General features: G+C 51.7%; 15 protein-coding genes. 9 read left to right on the top strand and 6 right to left on the bottom strand.

The genetic code is table 11. The features are described from left to right. Positions 1-57: 57 nt before the first annotated feature. The 4 genes from rbsB to rbsD are packed head-to-tail and all read right to left on the bottom strand — an operon-like array spanning position 58 to position 3,874. Entirely contained in the window at positions 58-939 is an 882-nt protein-coding gene (gene rbsB / locus G512_RS0110295; protein WP_028481646.1) for a ribose ABC transporter substrate-binding protein RbsB, read from the bottom strand. 32 nt (positions 940-971) lie between these two features. After that, a complete protein-coding gene (gene rbsC, locus G512_RS0110290) occupies positions 972-1,916 on the bottom strand; it encodes a ribose ABC transporter permease (protein WP_028481645.1) in 945 nt (314 codons plus the stop codon). A 14-nt stretch (positions 1,917-1,930) separates the two neighbouring features. Next, complete coding sequence (locus G512_RS0110285) at positions 1,931-3,415, bottom strand: sugar ABC transporter ATP-binding protein (protein WP_028481644.1); 1,485 nt, start codon at positions 3,413-3,415, stop codon at positions 1,931-1,933. Positions 3,416-3,454: 39 nt separating this feature from the next. Next, positions 3,455-3,874, bottom strand: coding sequence for a D-ribose pyranase (rbsD, locus tag G512_RS0110280; RefSeq protein ID WP_028481643.1), 420 nt, complete (start codon positions 3,872-3,874; stop codon positions 3,455-3,457). 642 nt (positions 3,875-4,516) lie between these two features. Here rbsD and G512_RS0110270 point away from each other — a divergent pair. The 3 genes from G512_RS0110270 to G512_RS0110260 all read left to right on the top strand — a co-directional run bounded on the left by G512_RS0110270 (position 4,517) and on the right by G512_RS0110260 (position 7,069). Next, a complete protein-coding gene (locus tag G512_RS0110270) occupies positions 4,517-5,620 on the top strand; it encodes a TauD/TfdA family dioxygenase (protein ID WP_028481641.1) in 1,104 nt (367 codons plus the stop codon). Positions 5,621-5,884: 264 nt separating this feature from the next. Then, the gene (locus G512_RS0110265; protein WP_162143373.1) at positions 5,885-6,343 is read left to right on the top strand and encodes a protoglobin domain-containing protein; all 459 of its coding nucleotides are present in this window, start codon (positions 5,885-5,887) and stop codon (positions 6,341-6,343) included. A 237-nt stretch (positions 6,344-6,580) separates the two neighbouring features. After that, on the top strand, positions 6,581-7,069 hold the full coding sequence (locus G512_RS0110260; protein WP_081657443.1) for a protoglobin domain-containing protein: 489 nt from the start codon (positions 6,581-6,583) through the stop codon (positions 7,067-7,069). A 69-nt stretch (positions 7,070-7,138) separates the two neighbouring features. Here the strand turns inward: G512_RS0110260 and G512_RS22125 are convergent, their stop codons facing one another. Next, the gene (locus G512_RS22125) at positions 7,139-9,118 is read right to left on the bottom strand and encodes a methyl-accepting chemotaxis protein (RefSeq protein ID WP_051269204.1); all 1,980 of its coding nucleotides are present in this window, start codon (positions 9,116-9,118) and stop codon (positions 7,139-7,141) included. Positions 9,119-9,423: 305 nt separating this feature from the next. Further along, positions 9,424-11,418, bottom strand: coding sequence for a methyl-accepting chemotaxis protein (locus G512_RS0110250; RefSeq protein ID WP_036489416.1), 1,995 nt, complete (start codon positions 11,416-11,418; stop codon positions 9,424-9,426). Positions 11,419-11,865: 447 nt separating this feature from the next. On the opposite strand from G512_RS0110250, the gene G512_RS0110245 reads away from it, so the two are divergent. From G512_RS0110245 to G512_RS0110220, 6 genes are all read left to right on the top strand, one after another. Continuing rightward, positions 11,866-12,936 carry a LacI family DNA-binding transcriptional regulator gene (locus G512_RS0110245; protein ID WP_028481637.1) on the top strand — a complete coding sequence of 357 codons (1,071 nt, stop codon included), beginning with the start codon at positions 11,866-11,868 and terminating at the stop codon, positions 12,934-12,936. A 14-nt stretch (positions 12,937-12,950) separates the two neighbouring features. Further along, the gene (locus G512_RS0110240; protein WP_028481636.1) at positions 12,951-13,964 is read left to right on the top strand and encodes an ABC transporter substrate-binding protein; all 1,014 of its coding nucleotides are present in this window, start codon (positions 12,951-12,953) and stop codon (positions 13,962-13,964) included. Between the two features lie 91 nt (positions 13,965-14,055). Continuing rightward, positions 14,056-14,874 (top strand): ABC transporter permease, encoded by an 819-nt coding sequence (locus tag G512_RS0110235; protein ID WP_028481635.1) that lies wholly within the window; start codon positions 14,056-14,058, stop codon positions 14,872-14,874. A 5-nt stretch (positions 14,875-14,879) separates the two neighbouring features. Then, entirely contained in the window at positions 14,880-15,680 is an 801-nt protein-coding gene (locus G512_RS0110230; protein WP_028481634.1) for an ABC transporter permease, read from the top strand. Positions 15,681-15,702: 22 nt separating this feature from the next. Beyond that, a complete protein-coding gene (locus G512_RS0110225; protein ID WP_028481633.1) occupies positions 15,703-16,791 on the top strand; it encodes an ABC transporter ATP-binding protein in 1,089 nt (362 codons plus the stop codon). Next, on the top strand, positions 16,788-17,606 hold the full coding sequence (locus G512_RS0110220; RefSeq protein WP_028481632.1) for a phosphodiesterase: 819 nt from the start codon (positions 16,788-16,790) through the stop codon (positions 17,604-17,606). The genes G512_RS0110225 and G512_RS0110220 overlap by 4 nt, the downstream gene beginning before the upstream one ends. Positions 17,607-17,763 lie beyond the last annotated feature (157 nt).

Genomic DNA, 17,763 nt, shown 5'->3' with positions numbered 1-17,763 from the left:
TTTAGAAGGCCCCGGCACAATGCGCCGGGGCCAAATCACCGTTTGAAAGCCAAGCTCTTACTTGGTTACGAGCTTCAGTGGAACCGGGGTATAAGATTCAACGCTCTCACCGTTGATTATCTTGTCCGCAGTCATCACGCCAATCGCGCCAATCATACCTGCCTGCTGAGCAACGGTTGCCAGCATGGAACCATCTTCAACCGCGGCTACACCATCGCTGGTACCATCAAAGCCAACAACAACGATGTCGCGGCCAGAGGCTTGAACAGCCTTGATCGCACCCAAAGCCATTTCATCGTTGTGTGCAAACACAGCATCGACTTCCGGCTGAGCCTGAAGGATGTTTTCCATCACGTTGAGGCCTTTTGTGCGGTCAAAGTCAGCCGGCTGACTGGCAACAACTTCAATACCTTCAGATGCACCCACGGCCTTGTTGAAACCTTCACCACGGTCGCGTGCTGCTGAAGTTCCCGGCACGCCTTCCAATTCAACAACCTTGCCTTCGCCGCCGAGCGTATCAATGATGAGCTTGCCGGCCATCTCTCCGCCAAGAACGTTATCCGAAGCAACGTGAGACACGACATCACCACGAGAAGCGCCACGATCCAATGTCACAACCGGGATATCCTTGCGGTTGGCCGCACGGATCGAACTGGAAACAGCGTCCGAATCCGTCGGATTGATCAGCAGCACCTTGATGTCCTTGTTCAGGACGTCTTCTACGTTGGAAAGCTCCTTGGCAGGGTCGTTCTGGCTATCGAGAACGAGCAGTTCATAGCCCATCTCTTCAGCTTTGGCTTCCGCGCCGTCCTTAAGTGTAACAAAGAATGGGTTATTCAAGGTGGAGACAACCAGCGCCATGGTGTCTGCCGCCATTGAATGGGCGGTGGTTCCCAGCAACATTGCTGTACCGACGGCGATTCCAAGTAGTTTCTTCATTTCAATCTCCCGATGAAGTGGCCTGCAAGACCTTATGCATTTGCCTTACCGCGACTATCAACGACAACCGCGAGAAGGATAACAGCGCCCTTGGCAATTTGCTGGTAGTACGAAGATACATCCATGATGTTCAGGGCGTTGTTGAGCACGCCAATAATGAGCGCGCCGATGATGGTGCCAAAGATACGTCCTCTGCCGCCCATGAGGCTGGTTCCTCCCAGAACGACAGCGGCAATGGCATCCAGCTCATAGCCCAAGCCAGCGGTCGGCTGGGCCGACTCCAGACGGGCTGTGAGAATGATCCCGGCCAAAGCAGCCAACGCGCCGCTAATGGCAAAGACCGAAATTTTAACTGCAGTGACGTTAACACCAGACAGGCGTGCAACGTTCTCGTTTCCGCCAATGGCGTAAACGTAGCGTCCCAACTTTGTGTGCGTTAGCACGAACCAGCACACGAGGAAGACAACAGCAGCTACAATAACCGGATTTGGTACGCCAAAGGTGTATCCGGCCCCAAACTGGTAAAAGCTTTCCGCGACATCAAAACTACCGGTCGAGATCGGGCGGCCTTCGGTATAAACCAGCGTCGCACCGCGGATCATGGTCATCGCCACTAGGGTGGCAATGAAAGGCTGCACATTGAAAAAACTGATAATGGTACCGCTGGTCGCGCCCAAGGCGGCTCCCACAGCGATTGTCATGACCAGCGCAACAACCAGCGGCATGTCTGCTGCGATCAAACTGGCACAAACTGCCCCAGCAAAGGCCAAAATCGACCCCACCGACAAGTCAATACCAGCCGTGATGATGACGAAGGTCATTCCCATGGCGATTATGGCGTTGATTGATGTCTGACGGAGAATGTTCAGCATGTTGTCCACGCCAAGAAAGTTGGCGTTTGCAATGGACACCAGCACCATCAGAATAATCAGGCCGATGAGCGATTTGTTGTCACTTGCGAATTGTTTGATATTCATCAGTCCCACCCGTTTTACTGGCCCGCCACGGCGCAGCGCATAATGCTTTCCTGGTCGGCTTCTTCCCGTGAAAACTCACCGGTCAACTTTCCGTTGGAAAGCACCAGCACGCGATCGGAAATACCCAAAAGTTCGGGCATGTCCGATGAGATCAGCAGAATGCACAGGCCTTCCGCTTTCAGTGTGTTGATCAGGGAATAAATCTCCCGCTTCGCACCCACATCCACACCACGCGTGGGTTCGTCCAGAATGAGAATGCGCGGCCCCGGGATCAGGGACTTTGCAATGGACACCTTTTGTTGATTACCGCCAGACAGGTTCTGTACAAGGCTCGCAGCACTTTGTGTCTTGATGCTGAACGCCTTGACAAACTCGTCAATCGTGATGAAAGCAGACGTGCGGTTCACCACCCCAAACCGGTTTGTGAACTTGGAAAGACCCGTGAGCGACATGTTTTCGCCAACGGAATGCATTTGTATCAAGCCTTCGGACTTGCGGTCCTCGGTTACATATCCGATGTGATTGGCTATGCCTTGGCGCGGATTGGCGATTGTAACGGGTTGCCCATCAATCTTGATAGTACCTCCCGTGATATGGTTGGCTCCAAATATGGCCTTGGCCAATTCGGTCCGGCCGGCGCCCACCAGTCCAGAAAAACCAACCACTTCACCTGCCCTTGCGCTAAAGGAAACCTCTGAAAAACCTTTGGCTGATAGCTTTTCAACTTCGAGCCGTATCTTGCCCGGTTGCGCTGGAACGAACGGGTATTGATCGGACAACTCGCGTCCCACCATGTGGCGGATCAGATCATTTTCTGTGATTTGTGAGGTAGGGCCGGTATGTACCATCTGACCATCGCGCAGAATTGCGATGTCCTCACAGATCTCGAAAATCTCCCCGAGGCGATGGGAAATGAAAACCAGTCCCTTACCTTGTTGCTTCAGGTCAGCCACTACATCAAAAAGGATTTTTGCCTCTATGTCCGTTAGGGCATCCGTGGGCTCATCCATGATGATGACTTCCGCATTGAGTGACAATGCGCGGGCAATCTCCACCATCTGCTGTTGTGCGATAGACAATGTGCCTAACGGGGCGTCTGGATCTATCTTCTGTTTCAACGCTTCCAGCCACTTGCGTGATTCTGAGCGCACATAGTCCCACTGAATCTTGCCCATGCGGGTGGGTTCCCGGCCGAGGAAAATGTTCTCGGCCACACTCAGTTCCGGCAGAAGGTTGAGTTCCTGGTGAATTACAGCAATGCCAGCATCAATCGCCTGCCGAGCATTGCTGTAGGTCACCTCTTGTCCCTTGTAGCGGACGGTGCCGGCGTCTCGGCTATAGATACCCGCAATGATTTTCATCAGGGTTGATTTGCCTGCACCGTTTTCACCGGCAAGGCCCACAGCTCTTCCGGGATGAATTTCCATGCCCACCGACTTGAGCACATGAACTCCCGAGAAGGATTTATGGATATCGTTGAGTTCCAGTAGGGCGGCCACTGTTGCTTACCCTCCCAAGGCTGCAAAAGGTTTGTCGGATCAAAAAGCGACGCCAGCGTAAAAGATCACGTTCGCAAATGGGGTGCATTCGCCCGTGCGAACAATGGCCTTGCACGAAGCCGTTGCCTTTTTGAAATCCACATGAGGTACGGAGCGAACGTCAATTCGCGTGCCCTGTGCCGTTTCGATATCTTTGATCAACGCAAGGACGCTCTGATGGTAAGCCGGTTGTTGTTCGGGCAACTCATCTGCGATCAACACGCTTTCAATCTGGAGCTCCTCACCAATGGTCTGCGCGACATCCAGCATTTTCGGCAAATTACGCCGAACCGCCAGATCAATACGCCTCGTTTCAGGAGGAACTGGCAGCCCGGCATCACCTAAACACAGGCCATCTCCATGGCCCATGCGTGAAATTATGTCTGATATCGGTGCGTTTTGAAGAACGCTCTTTCTCATGAGGCCTCTCCCAACTGGCTTGGATGATCCATCATCTTGGGAACACTGTAACGGCAAGAAAAACGTTTGCGCAATCGTTTTCCTGCTTATATATCAGAAAATGATGCGGGTCGTTACCTATGTGCTTCTATCAAAAAGGAAATTTTTTATGATCACTGCAAAGGCTGAAATATCTTCGTACCTATCAGATTTTGCCGAGACGACGCAAAGCGGCCGAAACATCAAAAGGTTAGACAGTTGGAGATCCGAGAATCAAAAAGCGCACGTTTTTGCCATATTCCGATCGGAACGCGTTCGTTGATGGCTTTTGTGAAAACGGTGCGGTATTGCGAGACCCATTGGCATCCGTGGCACAAATCAGCTGCCATCCGCCGATGAAACCCTTTCACGCTCTCGTTTGTCACCAAGACCATATGAAATTCCATAGGCTCTATTGCGTTTGCCACGCAACTACGTGATCCTACGCGCATATAAGCAATCAACACTTCACCCGTTGGCAACACAAGGAGCAGTCATGTTTGACATTCCGGGCCGAAACTTTGGCTCGCCCTATGCCAAAGCACATGACTGGTGGCCGCCTCCTTATTCTTCCGAATACGACCACATGTAAAACTCATAGATAATTTCTATTCGGAGCGAACAATGAAACTTGCCCAAATGAGCAAGCAGCAGGGCGCTGTATGCCTGTTGGACGACGGCGGCCAGGAAATTAGATTGCCATACATCTGGCTGAGAGATAATTGTCCCAGTGGCTTTCATGAACATACACAAGAACGGTCGTTCGACCTTCTTTCTGTCGCACTAGACATTGAACCCCAAAAGGTAACACTTGAAGCAGGAGTACTGACCGTCGACTGGGGCGACCATGTTAGTGTATTTGATCTAGCCTGGTTGGAGGCCCATCGCCCCGGCCAAACACGGTGTGATCCCGCCGATATTCAGGCGCAAACTTGGGACGCCAGTTTGGGGGCAGATGGCGTGCCACGTGCCAATGCCCGCATTATTATGGAGAACGATCTAGCGCTCGCCAATTGGATGCGAGACACGAAACGCTTTGGCCTTTCGATCGTTGAAGGCCTTAATGGTGATCCGGAAGCCGGCATGGCCGTAGCGCGGCGCATCGCTTTTCTTCGTGAAACCAACTTTGGGAGGACGTTTCAGGTCAAGTCAAAACCAAACCCTAACAATCTGGCTTATACTTCTGACGCCTTGCCATTGCATACGGATTTACCCAATCAGGAGCTTCCACCTGGCTTTCAGTTCCTACATTGTCTGGGTAATAATGCCGTTGGGGGTGGATCCATCTTCGCAGATGGCGTGGCAATCGCCGAAGATTTGCGAACTACGGATCCCGAAGCATTTCACCTACTGAGTTCGGTCTCCATCCCTTTTCGGTTCCACGATCAACACCACGACATCCGACGGCGTCAATGTGTGATTACGCTTCGCGAAGATCGGCAGGTCTCCGAGGTCTGTTACAACGCCCATATTGCAGACATTTTCGATCTGCCTAGCGACATCATGGCGGACTATTACCGAGCCTATCGAGCGTTCATGACAAAAACGCGTGATCCGAGCTTCGTGCTTTCATTGGCATTACGTGCTGGAGAAATGGTTGTGTTCGATAATCGCCGCGCCCTTCATGGACGCGAAGCGTTCGATCCGTCTACCGGCTATCGCCACCTCCATGGCTGCTACGTCGATCGCGGTGACTTTGATAGTCGTTTGCGAGTTCTGTCACGCTAAATCGCGTATTGCCGGCGCCGTTCATCATGGCGCCGGTATCCACAGTCTTCAAAAGGGGCGGTCATCCCGACCACACGGCCGCGTTTCGATTAAATACAATGAGATGCGCTGAACCCCGATACACCTCAGCGGTTCTCAAATCCTCTGTACGTATGCTGCATATCTTGAGCCCTTGTCATTTGAAACATGAGTTGCTATCTCAATTTTTAGTTGAGTTTGCAAATTGAATGCATCATGCAGCACTACAAGTCCCTTGATAGCGTTTTGGCCAACGTTGAAACGTTTCTTCAGATCAATGCCGACACAATGGCAGTGGCGGAAAGAGCTTGGCGCTGTCTTGAACCTGAAATGGAAGGCATTCTGCGGCAGTTCCATTCTCGAGCTGCTGAAGTCCCCGGTCTGCAGTCGCGATCAGAAGAAGAACTGCGAAAGCTCATGAAGCTTCAGAAGGAAAAAACATGCCTTCTTTTAACTGACCGGTTAGGGGAGCAATATGTTCAAACAGCAATGCGGTTTGCGCTCTCGTTTCGCGAACGTCAGCTGCCATTGGGATGGTACATTGCCAGTTCTATGGCTATTGCAGAGATCATTGGACAGAGACTAAAGTCTCATCCGAATTTGTCTGAAAGCGACGTACTCAGTTTAAACAATGCAGTTTTAAAGCTCGTCGCAGTTGACATTTCAATTGCCTCCACGGCTTACACAGCAGCTTTGTTGGACTGAAATCTCGGTCTGGTCACAAACCCTTCAACGTTTAAAACCAACGCATCCGCCCAAGCTTCTTCACCGCCTATCAAACATGATTGGAAAGCCTTACCGTTCTTCATGATTTCATGAGAAAAGGAAGTGCTATATTTTTCAGCACCTTAAGACATACTGTCCTACTATTGCGTTGGATTTCATTTAAACCGCTGCTAAAATTCTAATATATCTCAAATGATTCCTGAGTTTTCATAGCTAATGGACTTACATAGCCCTTTAAGAACCGTGATACCTCAATATCGCGACTTTCTCGAGATCGACGCCGAAACCATAAGAGATGCCAGGCGCATTTGGCCAGTTCTGGAGCCGGAACTTAGCAGCATCTTACAGGCATTTTATGATCGGACCGACGCGGTCGAGCACCTTGGAAACAAAACAAGAGGCCGCCGCGGACCGTTGATCAGCAAACAATCGCGCCACTGGAAGCTGCTTTTAACCGGCCAACTTGATACCGACTACATCAACTCCACCATCAATACTGCACTCAAACACCGGGAAATCGACCTTCCCTTTGATTGGTACATCAATAGCTATCTGGTTCTTGGCGATATGTTCCGCAGAGCACTGGATAACCATTCGGAAGTCGACAGGGGAACTGCCCTTGCCGCACATGCTGCAATTTACAAGCTTATTGCATTTGACATGGCAGTTGCGTCGGTGGCTTATAACTCTGCTCTGGTGGACTGAACGGGCGGGGCAATAGAAAAGGCCCCCAACGTAGGTTGGAGGCCGTGAAGGTTGCTCGGGAGGGGAGGGTTAAGCTACGCGGATAGCCTGTACAAAGTTTTGTACCGTTTCCCGCAGAGTATTGGACTTGCTCGACAAGTCATTGGCCGCACCAAACACTCTTGATGCGCTCTGCTCTGTGTCGGCAGCACCTTGTTTGACAAGAACGGTGCTTTCAGACACTTCCTGAGTGCCCTTTGCTGCTTCGCTGACATTGTGGGCAATCTCTTGGGTCGCACTGCCCTGTTGATCGACAGCCGCAGAGATTTCGTAGGAGATGCTGTTGATCTCGCTGATCACATCTCCAATGTCACGAATTGCCGTGGCGGCTTCATTTGAAACAGTTTGCATGGCGTTGATCTGCGTAGCAATTTCATCTGTCGCCTTGGAAGTCTGATCAGCAAGTGATTTGACCTCGGAGGCAACAACCGCAAATCCCTTGCCCATTTCTCCGGCCCGTGCAGCTTCTATGGTTGCATTCAATGCGAGTAGATTTGTCTGGGCCGCGATATCACTGATCAAGCTGACGATCTGGCTTATCCGATCCGTCGTGGATACGAGACTCTGCACAGTATCGTCTGTCTGAGCAGCAGCGCCGGAAGCACGTTCAGCAATTTCGCGTGACTTGTTGACCTGACGAGCGATCTCCGAGATAGAAGCGGCGAGTTCCTCCGAGGCTGCGGCAACAGAACGAACATTTGTTGACGCTTCTTCAGAAGCTGCAGCAACGGTCGCCGCATTCTGGCTGCCGGACTCCGCGGTAGCATTCAGGTGAGAGGCGGTCGCTTCCAGATCGGAAGACGACTGCGTGATGGTTTCCAAAACATCACTTACAACTGTGTCAAACTCACCAATGAGGGAATTTACCTGTTCAACACGGCGGAGTTTGGCTGCTTCCTCTTCTTCCTGCTGTGCGCGCAGACGCTCACGTTCAATTGCGTTTTCCTTGAAAACGAGCACGGCCTCTGCCATAGCGCCAATTTCATCTTTACGCCCGACGCCGGCAATTTCCACGTTGTTGTCACCCTCTGCCAACCCAGCCATAGCAGAGGTAATTGCACGAATGGGCTTGGCGACAATTCTGGTCAAGAAGAAGCTCAGGACAGCAACCATCAGCAACGCTGCAAGAAAGACTGCGATGGCTGCTGAAGTCCGGAAGTGTGTGAGGTTTGCAAACGCCTTGTCTTTGTTCATGGACACGGCAACGAACCATTTAACAGGAAGCCCTTCGATTTCGCGGAACGTAATCAGCTCTGCATTGCCATCTGCGGCCTCAACTTCAGCCATTTGAGCGGAAATTGCAGGTGCGCCGGATGGATAAGCATCCGAAAGCGTCTTATCAACCAGTGCTTGATCTTTGTGGACCAGGATCTTTCCTTCGGCAGACACGAGGAACGCCTCGCCCGCGCCATTGAGGTCCGTTTTGTTCAACATGTTGACCAAGGTGCCAATATTAAAGTCCGCGCCCAACACGCCTTTCAAGGATGCACCTTGTAGTATCGGCGCGGCTGCGGAGATAACGAAGTCGCCCGTCGATGCATCAACGTATGGCTCCGTCAATATGGCTTCACCAGTCCGAGCGGCGTCCTTATACCAAACACGCTGACGGGGATCATACCCCTCGGGCATTTCGGAAGCGGGCCAGATGTCAAAGGAGCCGTCTTCTGAACCAACATAAGCGTACTGGAAATTATCTGTAACATAGTTATGTTGAAGGACGGCAACTGGCGGATCGCCAGCGGCTTGTTTTGACGCGTTTTCGGCTATTGCTTCTGCCAGAATGATCCGGCCTTGTAGCCAGTTGTTAATGCTGTTGGCCGTTGTTTGACCGACATTGTCAAGAAGGTTGGATACCTCGTTGCTAATCGAGTTCCTTTGAAGGCCATCATTGTAAAACGCGAATACAGCAAAAACGAAAAACACCGCCGTGATGGCAACCAAAAGGATCTTCGCCAGAATACTATTCAGGAAACTCGTGGAAGCCTTGGCTTCGCTTGTCATCGTCGTCATCGAATGGGCCCCAATTTGAAAAGTGATCAACCTGAGCCAAGTATCCCTGAAAATTTCTAACTAAATTGTTTATAGATAAGTATTGCGATGTCCAACGAAGGATCAATCCTGAAAATCCGCATCGAAAAGGGTCGATTACTATCGCAATAGTAGAGAATAACGATAAGGTAAACTTACATCACTATCCAGTAGAACTATATTGGTAAGTACAGTTTATTTATGGGTGGAAGGGCAGCCGCACAAAAAAAAGCCCCCGCCAAAGCGGAGGCTTTAAAACATTTAATTTTCCTAATCCAATCAGAGCGTTACGCTGTGCGGATTGCCTGAACAAACTGCTGAACGGTTTGGCGCAGTGTAACAGATTTGGAGGAAAGGTCATTTGCAGCGGAGAGAACCTGCGCGGCACTCTGCTCGGTATCGGCCGCACCTTGTTTGACCAGAACAGTGCTTTCGGAAACTTCTTGAGTACCCTTTGCCGCTTCGCTCACGTTGTGGGCAATCTCCTGGGTCGCCCCGCCTTGCTGATCAACAGCCGCTGATATTTCTGTGGAGATCGCATTTATCTCGCCGATCACGCCACCAATATCGCGAATTGCAGTTGCCGCCTCATTGGACACCGTCTGCATGGCGTTAATCTGAGTAGCAATCTCATCCGTCGCTTTTGATGTCTGATCGGCGAGAGACTTTACCTCAGACGCGACAACGGCAAAGCCCTTACCCATTTCGCCGGCCCGCGCCGCTTCTATGGTTGCATTGAGAGCCAAAAGGTTGGTTTGTTCAGCAATATCACTAATCAGGCTGACGATTTGGCTAATTCGATCCGTCGTCGCAACAAGGCTTTGCACCGTCTCGTCGGTCTGCTCCGCAGCGCCGGATGCTCGATCTGCAATTTCGCGAGATTTGGAAACCTGGCGGGCAATCTCGGAGATAGAAGCCGCCAGTTCTTCTGAAGCCGCTGCAACAGAACGAACGTTGGTTGAAGCCTCTTCAGACGCTGCTGCAACAGTTGCTGCATTCTGACTGCCAGCTTCTGCAGTTGCGTTCAGGTGGGAAGCTGTCTTTTCCAAATCATGTGAGGAGCGACCGATAGTCTCCAAGACCTCAGTGACGGACTGATCAAAATCACCGATCAACTGATTAACATTCTCTACGCGCCGAAGTTTCGCCGCCTCTTCTTCTTCCTGGTGTGCCCGCAGCCGTTCCCGCTCAATCGCGTTTTCCTTGAAGACCTGGACAGCATTTGCCATCAGACCGATTTCATCTTTCCGACCAGCACCGGCAATATCAACGTCATGATTTCCTTGAGCCAAAACAGTCATAGCTTCAGTGATGCTGCGAACCGGTTTTGCAACAAGTTTGGTCAGAGCAAACCCAAGCACCACGACCATCAAAATAGCAGCAAGAACCGTTGCAATAGCAGCGGACATCCGGAAATGGGTGAGATTGGCGTATGCGATTTCCTTGTTGATTGACAGGGCGACATACCAGTCAACCGGAAGCCCATCGATATGGCGAAAGGTCACCAGAGCCATGTGATCACCCTCTGGAACTTCCGAGACCTCATCGGAGATAACTGGCGTTTTCTCCGGATAGACCTCTGCCAAGGACTTATCCATCAGTTCCGTGTCGTTATGAACGAGGATTTTGCCGTTCTCGGAAACAAGAAATGCATGACCTGCGCCTTGCAAGTTTGCTTCTTTCAGAGTGTCAACAATGGTGGTAATCGTGAAATCGGCACCAACAACGCCAAGCAGTCCACGTGTATCTCTAACGGGCGCCGTATCTTTTACTGGCGCAGCCACTGATATGGTCAGTTCACCATTTGCAGTCGCCGTGTAAGGTTCCGTCAAAACAGCATTGTTGTGACTTGCCGCATCCTTGTACCAAGGTCGCTCACGCGGATCAAATCCTTCAGGAACCGGGCCTTTTGGCCACATTAAGAATTCGCCAGCAGACGTGCCCATGTAGCTGAAATCAAAATTGTTGACCATGAAGTCTTTGCTCAGCGTATCGACTGGGTCTTGACCTGGCTCGAGCTTTGCAATGGTCTCCGAAACGGAGTTGAGCAGCATTATGCGGCCTTCGAGCCAGTTTCCCATGCTGTCAGCAGTTGTTTCCGTAACACTGTCCAGAAAGGCGGAAACCTCGTTCTGAATTGATGAACGCTGCAGCGCGTCATTGTAGTAGGCGAAGGCAGCAAAAACAAAAAACACTGAAGCAAGGGCGACAAGCAATGCCTTGGTCAGTATACTATTGAAAAAGCTGACGGAAGTTTGGGATTGGTTCGGAGCACGTGACATGTATTCTACCCGACTTCTTGGGACTAATAGGCCTCTAATATCTTACTAGCAGCTAGAGAAAAACTATTAATAGAAGTATAAAGCTCTTTGTTGGTTTATAACTATTATGAGTTGATTATACGACACCATTATCACATTTATTTATATTTTCATTTCAATCATAAATAGAAAAATAAATTGGTATACGTCGTTGCCCGCACTTAATCGTTTTAGTCTCAGGATAATCCTCTTTTACGTGTATCTATACGATACACATACCGTTGAGTAGGTTCCGAAAATCTTCCAATTCAGAGCTATGCAGAGAAAACCCCTAGGTAATGTAACTGTGCACAACCTGGGCTTCTCAAGGAAAGCTTCTGATCGAATGCGTCATCAAAACTTCACTTGATCAGCAAAGGTAAACGTTTACCTTCATGACCATACTCAACTAACCAACGCGGTTTGAAAATGGCTGGCACCCCCACAATCAAGGATGTAGCAAATCGTGCCGGTGTCTCGGTGGCCACGGTTTCGCGCCTCCTGAACGGAAAGGCCGAGGGACGGGTAAGCGAAGAAGTCGCCACCAAGGTCTTCAAGGCGGTTGAGGTTCTCGGGTACCGCCCGTCTGCGGCAGGCCGCTCGCTGAAAACACGGCGCACCCGCAATATTGGCGTACTCATTCCCTCACTCTCCAATCCGGTGTTCGCGGAAATTTTCGCAGGCATCAACGACATCGCGCGAGCGCAGGGGTACACGCTGTTGGCTACCGTGTCGGAATATGATCGAGAACTGGAACTGGACAGCATTCAGAGCTTTCTCAACCATCAGGTAGATGCAGCCATTTTAACCGTGACGAATCCCGCACAATGTGAAGGTCTGGCTCTGCTCAAAACAGCGAAGATACCAACTGTACTGGTGTTCAATCAGGAAAATGATGCCACACGCGACGCGCTACCACTGGTGACAGTAGACAATGAGCAGGTTGGATATGACGTAGCCCGAAAGCTGATCAGCTTAGGACACACATCCATGGCCATGGTAGCGGGCCACTTTACTGCTTCCGATCGCAGCCGTGCACGGCGGCAAGGCTTTGCACGTGCGCTGGCAGAAGCAGGGCTGGCCCCACCAAGGATTTGTGAGGTCGATTTTGTTTCGGCAGACGTTCATAGCGCACTGAACAGTTTGAGGGTAGGCACACCAGAGGGGCCCACGGGCTTGTTCTGCTCCAATGATTTTCTGGCAATTGCAGTCATCAAGGATCTACGGCGCCGCCGTGTGCGGGTACCCGATGATGTCTCGGTAATCGGAGTGGATGGTATCGCCATCGGCTCTCTCATAACCCCATCTCTCGCCTCAGTGGTACAGCCATCGCGTGAGATGGGAGAACAGGCTGCGGCTTTGGTGCTCAGCCAGTTGAAAGGGGAGGAGTGTGCTGCAACACGACTACTTCCCCATGACTATCAAGAGGGCGAGTCGGTGGGGCCGGCTGCAACCATATCCCCACCCTCGGCTTCAAAACCCATGCAACCAAAAGCATGAACAGGAGTACTGTTATGTTTTCGAAGGTACTGAAGTCCGTTGCGCTAGGCGCAACCCTAATGGTTAGTGCGCCTTTCGCTTCAGCGCAAGCGGCAGATGCGATTTGCTACAATTGTCCTCCTCAATGGGCAGACTGGGCAGGCCAGTTGAAGAACATCGAGCAAGAACTCGGATATGTTCTGCCGCATGACAACAAGAACTCCGGTCAGACCTTGTCTCAGCTGTTGGCTGAAAAAGACAATCCAGTTGCGGATGTGGCCTACTATGGGGTTTCGTTTGGCATTCAAGCTGCACAAAAGGATGTTGTAACAGCCTACAAGCCGACCCACTTCGACGAAATCCCGGAAGGCCTGAAGGATCCGGAAGGCCGTTGGTTCACCATTCACTCTGGCACTCTGGGCTTCTTCGTGAACAAGGACGCTCTGGGCGGGGCATCAGTCCCATCTTCATGGGCCGATCTCCTCAAAAATGAATACCGCGGCATGGTGGGTTATCTGGACCCGACATCTGCTTTTGTTGGCTACGCAGGTGCAGTGGCCGTGAACCGCGCCATGGGCGGCAACTTCGATGACTGGCAGCCGGGCATTGACTGGTTCAAAGAACTGGCGGAAAACGACCCAATCGTTCCAAAGCAAACCTCCTATGCCCGCGTCCTGTCCGGTGAAATCCCGATCCTGCTTGACTACGACTTCAACGCCTATCGCGCCAAGTATACTGACGAAGCCAATGTTGAGTTCGTCATTCCAGCGGAAGGCACCGTTGTGGTTCCCTATGTGATGAGCTTGGTCAAAAACTCTCCAAACCCTGAAAAAGGCAAGGAAATTCTTGACTTCATCATGTCCGACAAGGGTCAAGCCGTTTGGGCGAATGCGTATTTGCGCCCCATCCGCGCCTCTGCAATGTCTGAGGCAGCTGCCGCCAAGTTTTTGCCGGAGAGTGAATATGAGCGTGCTACGCCGGTAGATTACGCCAAAATGGCAGAAGCTCAGGAGGCGTTCAAGGACGCGTACCTGAACGACGTTCGTTAAACTGCCTTTGCCTTCAGGGCAGCAAGAGTTGCCCTGAAGGATCATCGGCACATCCATTTCGCCGAACAGACTGATCTCACTGGATATCGTGATGAAACACACCTCCCACTTCATGGGGCTGCTTCTGCTCCCGGCGGGCGTTCTTGTGCTGGCCTTTTTCGCTCTTCCTATGGTCAAGCTGATAGTGACCGGTGCAAGCGGAGAAGAGGGGCTGGCTGCCTATTGGAGCATCCTGACCGTAGAACGCCACCGCGAAGCCTTGATTGCAACGCTCTTGCTATCGGCCTTGGTCACCCTCGTGGCTCTCATTATTTCGACCATTGTTGGTGTCTTTCTGGTACGAAATCGTTTCCCCGGCTCACAAATTCTCGTGTCTCTTTTGACCTTTCCGCTCGCCTTTCCGGGTGTCGTCATCGGCTTTTTGATCATAATGCTGGCAGGTCGGCAAGGCCTCATAGGAATGGTGAGCCAAACCCTGACTGGGAGCAAACTGGTGTTTGCGTATTCCATGACAGGACTGTTTCTTGGGTATCTCTACTTTTCCATTCCACGTGTCATTCTCACCGTCATGGCTGCAGCAGAAAAGCTTGATGTGTCACTGGAAGAGGCCGCTCGTTCTTTGGGTGCGAGCCAATGGCGGGTCATTACTGATGTACTGTTACCAGCACTGAAGCCGGGTTTGATCGCATCCGGTGCAATCTGTTTTGCCACGTCCGTTGGGGCGTTTGGCACGGCCTTCACCCTGGCTACCAACATCGATGTATTGGCCATGACGATCTACACAGAGTTCACCCTGGGCGCGAACCTTGCCAGCGCTGCAAGTCTTTCCGTGGTTCTGGGGCTGATCACTTGGGCCGCCTTGTCCATTGCCCGGTCTCTATCCGGCAGCAACGTGGCTGCAGCAGGATAACACCAATGCAACGCAGAACTTACTTTTATGCGGCCTTGATGCTGACTCTGGTTACAGTCGGCTTTCTTGTTGTCCCCGTAGTCATGTCGGTCATGGCTGGTTTGACGAAAAACTTCTTTGTCGGATTGAAAAGCGGTTTGACATTGGAATGGGTATTCCGGGTGTGGGAGCTGTATCAGGACACAATCTGGCGCTCCATGGGCATTGCCTTGGCTTGTTTGGCTATTACCTTGATCGCTGGCGTGCCCGCAGCTTACGGACTTGCCCTCTCGAAAAGCAGGTGGGCACGGATCTTCGAAGAAACGCTCATTCTGCCCGTAGCGGTTCCAGGCCTTGCCATCGCCCTTGCGCTGATCCAGACCTACGGTGGCTTTCGCGAGTTTCGCATGAGCTGGGCGTTCATACTGGTTGGCCATGTTCTGTACACTCTGCCATTTATGGTGAGGTCCGTTCTCGCTGTTCTCTCATCCATTCCCCTGAATGAGTATGAGGAGGCCGCTGCAAGTCTGGGCGCCAACAAGCGGCGCCGCTTTTTCGACATAGTGGTCCCCAACGCCATGCCGGGCATCATGGCAGGCAGCCTCATGGTCGTTACGCTTTCAATTGGTGAGTTCAACTTGTCATGGATGCTTCACACCCCGCTGACCAAGACTTTGCCAGTCGGATTGGCAGACTCCTACGCCTCGATGCGACTTGAGGTGGCAAGTGCATACACGCTCGTTTTCTTCATCATGATCGTGCCGCTACTTATCGCAATGCAGAAGTTTGGCCAGACAGGAACCGCACGCAAGCCAACGCAGCACTGACCAATTTCAAGGAAAGACTGTCATGAACTCGACCAGTTCACAAAACACCAGGATTAACTTGCGCCGCTGCGCCAAAACCTTTGGCAACACTCAGGTGCTGAAGCCGGTAACGCTGGATATACAAGCAGGGGAGACCGTCGTGCTTCTCGGTCCATCGGGGTGCGGAAAAACAACTTTGCTGCGCATCATTTCCGGCCTCGAGGCACCAGACCATGGAAGCGCCATTCTCTTCAATGATGAAGACGTCACCTCCCGTCCCATTGAAAAACGTCAAGTTGGCATGGTGTTTCAGTCTTATGCCTTGTTCCCAAACATGACCGTGCGACAAAACGTTGGGTATGGTTTGACAACCGGGCAGGGGGATGAGCGCCTGACAAAGGCTGATCGGGATACGCGCATTGAAACTATGTTGAAGATGATGCGCATTCAGGATCTGGCCGATCGTTCCATTGACCAGTTGTCTGGAGGTCAACGGCAGCGCGTAGCATTGGCACGAGCCATTGCTCCACGCCCAAAGGTCTTGTTGCTGGATGAGCCGCTGACTGCCCTCGATGCCACACTACGCGACGACTTGCGCATGGAGATCAATGCCCTCCTCAGGGATCTCGGGATAACCGCCATCTACGTTACCCATGATCAGTCAGAGGCCATGGCTTTGGGCGATCGAATTGTTGTCATGAGCGAAGGGACGATTGAGCAAATTGGCACCCCGGAGGAAATCTATCATCAGCCCAACAACATGTTTGTGGCCACCTTCATTGGGGCAACCAATGCACTATCAGGACACTGGGGGCACAAAGGCTTCGTGCCTCGGGGTATGGAGGTGCCGGTAGCGGCTCTCCGAATGGCCGCTCAGGGAGGTAATCTGATGTGCTTTCGTCCAGAAGATGTCGACCTCATAGAAGACGGGGACCAGGCATCCGGCGCTCTCAAAGGGATTGCCCGCACAATTGCCTTCGTCGGTTCTTGTCATCGAGTAATTGTCGAGCTTCCTGGCAACCAAACCGTGACACTGGAAAGCGCTTGGTGTCATCCCCCACATCCTGGCGATCCGGTTTTATTCAAGATTCAAGAAAACGGTGTTCTACCCGTGTGGAGTAACGAAGCATGATCATCGCACAATTAACAGACCTGCATATCAAGGAAGAGGGGAAGTTTGCCTACCAAACAGTCGATACCTACGGCGCGTTGCAGCGCGCGGTTACTCATTTGAATGACTTCAGGCCAGCCATTGATATGGTCGTGGTCAGCGGTGATCTGGGCGACTTTGGTACGCAGGCCGAGTACAACTTACTTCGCCAGGAACTGAACCGCCTTCACATGCCTTACCATGTCATTCCGGGAAACCACGACGACTACCGGGTGATGCGAAAGGCATTTTCAGATCACACCTATTTGGCGACCGAAGGGCCCCTGACGTTTTCGATTTTCCGGGAGGGACTGCGCATTATCGGTTTGGATACATCGGTCCCGGGTCGTCCCGAAGGTCACATGGATACTGAAAAACAAGCCTGGCTGAAGCACGAACTTACCACGCATAAAAATGAGCCTACGCTGATTTTCATGCACCATCCGCCTTTTGAAACCGGGATCCACCACATGGACGAGATAATGCTCCAAAATGCGGAAGTCGACTTCTGGCCTCTGCTGGAAGGGCATGATCAGGTCCTGCATATCGCTTGCGGACACGTTCATCGCACCATTGAAACCATGAAACATGGTATTCCCGTGAGCATCGGCTCGTGCGTGGCGCACCAGGTCACTCTTGACCTCGATCCAACGTCACGCCCTTCTTTCACGATGGATCCACCTGCTATCCGACTGTTCTTGTGGCAGAACAATGCACTGGTTTCTCATCAAAGCTTTCTTGGCGATTTTCCCGGCCCACATCCGTTTTTTGATCAGGAAGGGGGATTGATTGACTGATTGATCGCAATCGTTTTACAGAGCGACAACTTATGCGGGCTGCCCACGCAATCTCACGTATATTGCTGATCACGGATCATGGGGCACAGTTGTATACCGTGACCTTGAGGTCTTTGTTGGTTGGGAGGCCCGGGAGCGGGAGGCTTATACCTCTGCG

It is taken from the genome of Pseudovibrio exalbescens DSM 16456 (genome assembly GCF_000422785.1).
Taxonomy (GTDB): Bacteria; Pseudomonadota; Alphaproteobacteria; order Rhizobiales; family Stappiaceae; genus Pseudovibrio; species Pseudovibrio exalbescens.
Note: the sequence above shows the minus strand (reverse complement) of the source record. Positions and strands in the feature narration are given on the sequence as shown.